Raw genomic sequence first — 3,933 nt, 5'->3', positions numbered from 1 at the left:
CGCTGATTCAGTGCCGGATGTAGTCGCATTAGCCAAAAACTATGTTTCTGATGAAGTGGATATGAACGCAGCTATGCAAATGGTTGTAGAAAAATATCCGCACTTCAAAGAACAGCAGCAGGAAGAAACACCACAGCCAAAATTTACAAACGGCGAACATAAAAAACAACCGTCATCCGAGTTAGAAGCTTGGGCGGCAGCGTTCAAATAATAGGAGGTAACGACATATGCCAAACTTAAACTATGCAGAGCTTTATTCACAGGGTTTACAACAAAGATTTGCACAAGGTCTTTATTTCACGGAGCTTTACAACACACCGAACAATTCCCGCATTAAATGGGTGAATGCCAAAACGATTCAGATTCCACGCATTGATGTAACAGGAATGACCGACTATAACCGCGAGGATATTGGCACATTCTCACGCCAGGTTGATAACAGCTGGGAAACTAAAACACTAGGCCATGACCGTGAATTCCGTACTATGGTTGATCCGGTGGACGTTGACGAGACAAACATGGCTATTACTATTGCCAATATCACAAAGGTCTTTAATGACGAGCAGAAAATCCCTGAAATGGATAAGTACATGGCTTCAAAGCTTTATTCTGAATTCCAGCAATATGGCGGGAAAGCCGATACGACTAAAATTGACGAAACTAATGTTTTGGGCGTCTATGATGAACTAATGTTACAAATGGACGAAGCGGAAGTGCCACTGGAAGGACGGATTTTATATGTAGCTGCGCCAATCTATACAGTTCTTAAAAACGCGCAACAAATTTCACGTTCTTTGTCAGTGACAAACAATAACGGCAATATCAGCCGTGGTGTTCGTTCACTTGATGAAGTCACTGTTAAGCCTGTTCCGTCCGCAAGAATGAAAACAGTGTACGACTTCACACGGGGGGCGGTTGTAGATCCTTCAGCGGTTCAAATTAACATGATTCTGATTCACCCTGATTCTATGCTTGCACCACAGCGCTATGAATTTGTGTCACTTGATCAGCCAAGCGCGAAAACAGGCGGCAAATTCCTATACTTTGAGCGCAAATATTGGGACGTATTCGCTATTGAGCGTAAAGTACCTGGCATGGCGTTCAATATCACGCCTGCTACGCCCTAATGCGCCCCAAAATCTATCGTACACAGCTAACGGATTGAGCGCCGATACACAACTGACAATCAATGTTACAGCCGTTGGGCCTGGTGGCGAGTCTCCTATGTCGGAAATCGTAACCAAAACAAAAGCGGCGGCTCAGTAATAAATAAGGAGGTACTTCACACATGGCAAAAGTGAAAAAGCTTAATCGTGTTTTAACGGTCTCAGACGAGGCCGTTAATGGTTATTTAAGAGACGGATATGATCAGATTGACGAGAGCGGGAAGGTTCTGAAGCGTGCAACTGGCGGGCGTACTGTCCCTATCGGTGAACACAACGAAGCATTAGACAAAATCGAAGCGCTAGAAGCGGAAGTGAAAGAGCTTAAAGCAGAGCTGAAGAAGGCTAAAAAAGCCGAAAAAGACAGCAAAAAAGAATAGAAAAGAGGGGTGAACATGCCTTATATCACTCCTGAATACTATAACAATGTGTACAAAGGGGCTGCGGCCCCTGATTCTGCTGATCTTGAAAGGTATATTGAACGGGCGAGCGACATTATAGACCAGGTAACCAACTTTCAGATATACGGAAAAGACATTAGCGGCTTTCCCTCACTCTTCAGAGACTTGATTATGAAGGCGACAGCGGCACAGGTAGAGTTTTACGTCATGAAAGGCGGCGATGCGGCGGTTAACGCGGGAATGGATGACATGAACAGTGTCAGCGTTGGATCATTCAGCTATAGCACTGGCGGCGGCTCTAGTTCGAATGGCAGTTCCGGCACACAATCAGCGCGTGTCAGCCCGTCTGTACTCTCATTTTTAGCGCCTACGGGTCTGCTATATCGTGGGGTGTCCGTTCATGGCTAAACCAATCCCTATTGAGCTGCTTATACATTCAATCGAATATGAAGAGATTACGGACAATCCAAACGGATGGGGCGGCGGTTTTGCGGCCCCTATTCCCATTGAGAGGATCAGGGTTGAACCTGTCACGGCCATTATGCGGAACAACGTCCGTAATGACGTGGAAGGCCAGTCTATTATCTTTATTGATCGCTTAAACTCAAAGCCATTCAAGCGGCTGAAAGAGCAATCCAGGGTTACGTTTAACGGGAAAACATACGAGGTGCAGAAGGTCAAAGAATTGTACGATGAAAACCCAGGCGCACCCCATCATTATGAGGTGGAAATCAAATGAGAAGTCATGTTCGCGTGGATCTTGGGAACCTTTCGCGCAGGGTTGACAACTTTGATAAAGAAGGTCAATTCCTGTTATCGTCCGAAGTGCTTAAAGATTCGAATTACTACGCGCCCCACGATACTGGAAACTTGATTGCCAGTTCGCAGCGTGCATCTGATCTTGAAAACGGAAAGCTTATATGGGACACACCTTATGCGAAGAAGGTCTACTATAACCCACAGTATAACTTCTCGAAAGATAAAAACCCGAATGCGCGGGGGCTATGGTTTGAAGCGGCAAAGGCTTATTTTCTGCCCCGTTGGTTGAGAGTCATGGAAAACCTACGGAATCGTACTTTTTAGGGGGTGTGTTATGGACTTTTTAGACCGAATGAAGCAGTATATCGAAAGTAACATGCTCTTATTTAAAAAGACGCTGACCGTAGGCCCTTTGACAAGCGGGAACGACATTTCAATTTTGGCGATCCCAAGCGTTAAACCTACAAAAAACCTGGATATGTCCCGAAATTACATTTTTGCCTTTCAGATATTGGTCAGACATCTTGATCAATATAAATCATACACAACTTGTCAGCAAATATCAGACAAATTAGATACGTTAACTAACGGAGCGGTCACAAGTGGTGGCGGCTCTTTTACTTTTGTTAAATGCGAAGTTTACACAACGCCTAACTGGGTTGAACAAACACCAGAGGGCCACATATATACCGCAATGTTTCAAGCGGAACTATACCTATAAGGAGTGGGTTGAATGCCTCAAAAAGAAGGTCTCTTAATTAACTCATCACATAAATTCTTTATCGACATTACACCAGATGGAACGGAGCGCACATGGTCAAGACTTGCGAAAGGATTAAGCAGCTTTGATCCAAGTTTGAACGAAGAAAACGACCAAACGCAATACTTAAACACCGGAACCATGAAACAAACAACAGTAACAGGCGGCCAACAAACAATCGCATTCGAAGGTCATAGATATTATGGTGATGAAGCGCAAGAGTATGTTTTCAGCAAAAAATATAAAGTTGGCCCTGATCGAGAAACTAATTTCAAATGGGAAGAGCCGAACGGAAATATTATTGAATGCCCTTGTACCATTGCGACTATTGAAGGACCTGGCGGGGATGCAGGAGCTAAAGGTGAAATCAGTATTGAAATTCACCTCAATGGCGAGCCGACAGAAACAACAGCCACGCCCTAATGCGCCCCAAAATCTACGGTACACAGCTACTTCAGATAGTGTAACAGTGGAATGGGATGCCGTATAAGGGGCGGACTCATACAACGTTTATAGAGGCGCAGAGAAGAAGTTAGACGCAAATGTCACGACTACATCACACACACTGACGGGAATTGCGGCAGATACGCAGTTAACTGTAAATGTAACCGCAGTGAACGAGGGCGGCGAGTCTCCAATGTCTCAGATCGTCACGAAAACACAGCCAACACCAGCTTAATAAGTCAACATACAAGACATAGAGCGTTAGCGATTGCTAATGCTCTTTTTAATACTTAAAAAGGGGATGTAATGACATGACAGTTTTTAAAATTGATTTAGAAGTACAAAAACAGGAATTTGAGAGTGGCGGCAAAGTTTTTGACGTTTATTACGATGATGAAAGCTTAAA

General features: G+C 44.2%; 8 protein-coding genes and 1 pseudogene. All 9 read left to right on the top strand.

The genetic code is table 11. The annotated features are described in order from the left end of the window. Nucleotides 1–211, top strand: a 211-nt coding sequence (locus ACFQ8Y_RS22565; RefSeq protein WP_430586792.1) for a hypothetical protein, incomplete at its 5' end; no start/stop codon positions are given. Nucleotides 212–227: 16 nt separating this feature from the next. Continuing rightward, entirely contained in the window at nucleotides 228–1,127 is a 900-nt protein-coding gene (locus ACFQ8Y_RS22560; protein WP_377957793.1) for a capsid protein, read from the top strand. Nucleotides 1,128–1,288: 161 nt separating this feature from the next. After that, complete coding sequence (locus ACFQ8Y_RS22555) at nucleotides 1,289–1,543, top strand: hypothetical protein (protein ID WP_376911013.1); 255 nt, start codon at nucleotides 1,289–1,291, stop codon at nucleotides 1,541–1,543. A gap of 15 nt (nucleotides 1,544–1,558) precedes the next feature. Continuing rightward, a complete protein-coding gene (locus ACFQ8Y_RS22550) occupies nucleotides 1,559–1,972 on the top strand; it encodes a hypothetical protein (RefSeq protein WP_376912396.1) in 414 nt (137 codons plus the stop codon). Further along, on the top strand, nucleotides 1,965–2,303 hold the full coding sequence (locus ACFQ8Y_RS22545; RefSeq protein WP_376912395.1) for a putative minor capsid protein: 339 nt from the start codon (nucleotides 1,965–1,967) through the stop codon (nucleotides 2,301–2,303). Before ACFQ8Y_RS22550 ends, ACFQ8Y_RS22545 begins: the two co-directional genes overlap by 8 nt. Beyond that, entirely contained in the window at nucleotides 2,300–2,647 is a 348-nt protein-coding gene (locus tag ACFQ8Y_RS22540) for a minor capsid protein (RefSeq protein WP_041053019.1), read from the top strand. The genes ACFQ8Y_RS22545 and ACFQ8Y_RS22540 overlap by 4 nt, the downstream gene beginning before the upstream one ends. A gap of 10 nt (nucleotides 2,648–2,657) precedes the next feature. After that, nucleotides 2,658–3,044, top strand: coding sequence for a phage tail terminator protein (locus ACFQ8Y_RS22535; RefSeq protein ID WP_376912401.1), 387 nt, complete (start codon nucleotides 2,658–2,660; stop codon nucleotides 3,042–3,044). A 12-nt stretch (nucleotides 3,045–3,056) separates the two neighbouring features. Beyond that, a complete protein-coding gene (locus ACFQ8Y_RS22530; protein WP_376912402.1) occupies nucleotides 3,057–3,506 on the top strand; it encodes a phage tail tube protein in 450 nt (149 codons plus the stop codon). Between the two features lie 85 nt (nucleotides 3,507–3,591). Next, nucleotides 3,592–3,762 (top strand): annotated as a pseudogene (locus ACFQ8Y_RS22525) (fibronectin type III domain-containing protein); the annotation flags it as partial. Nucleotides 3,763–3,933: the final 171 nt, after the last annotated feature.

This window comes from Isoptericola sp. NPDC056605, assembly GCF_042792795.1.
Classification (GTDB): Bacteria; Actinomycetota; Actinomycetes; order Actinomycetales; family Cellulomonadaceae; genus Isoptericola.
The sequence above is the reverse complement of the archived record's forward strand: the minus strand, read 5'-3'. Positions and strand labels throughout refer to the sequence as shown.

Coding starts and splice junctions, on each gene's coding strand:
- ACFQ8Y_RS22535 (WP_376912401.1), top strand. CDS start 2,658: ATGGACTTTTTAGACCGAATGAAGCAGTATATCGAAAGTAACATGCTC.
- ACFQ8Y_RS22545 (WP_376912395.1), top strand. CDS start 1,965: ATGGCTAAACCAATCCCTATTGAGCTGCTTATACATTCAATCGAATAT.
- ACFQ8Y_RS22540 (WP_041053019.1), top strand. CDS start 2,300: ATGAGAAGTCATGTTCGCGTGGATCTTGGGAACCTTTCGCGCAGGGTT.
- ACFQ8Y_RS22555 (WP_376911013.1), top strand. CDS start 1,289: ATGGCAAAAGTGAAAAAGCTTAATCGTGTTTTAACGGTCTCAGACGAG.
- ACFQ8Y_RS22560 (WP_377957793.1), top strand. CDS start 228: ATGCCAAACTTAAACTATGCAGAGCTTTATTCACAGGGTTTACAACAA.
- ACFQ8Y_RS22550 (WP_376912396.1), top strand. CDS start 1,559: ATGCCTTATATCACTCCTGAATACTATAACAATGTGTACAAAGGGGCT.
- ACFQ8Y_RS22530 (WP_376912402.1), top strand. CDS start 3,057: ATGCCTCAAAAAGAAGGTCTCTTAATTAACTCATCACATAAATTCTTT.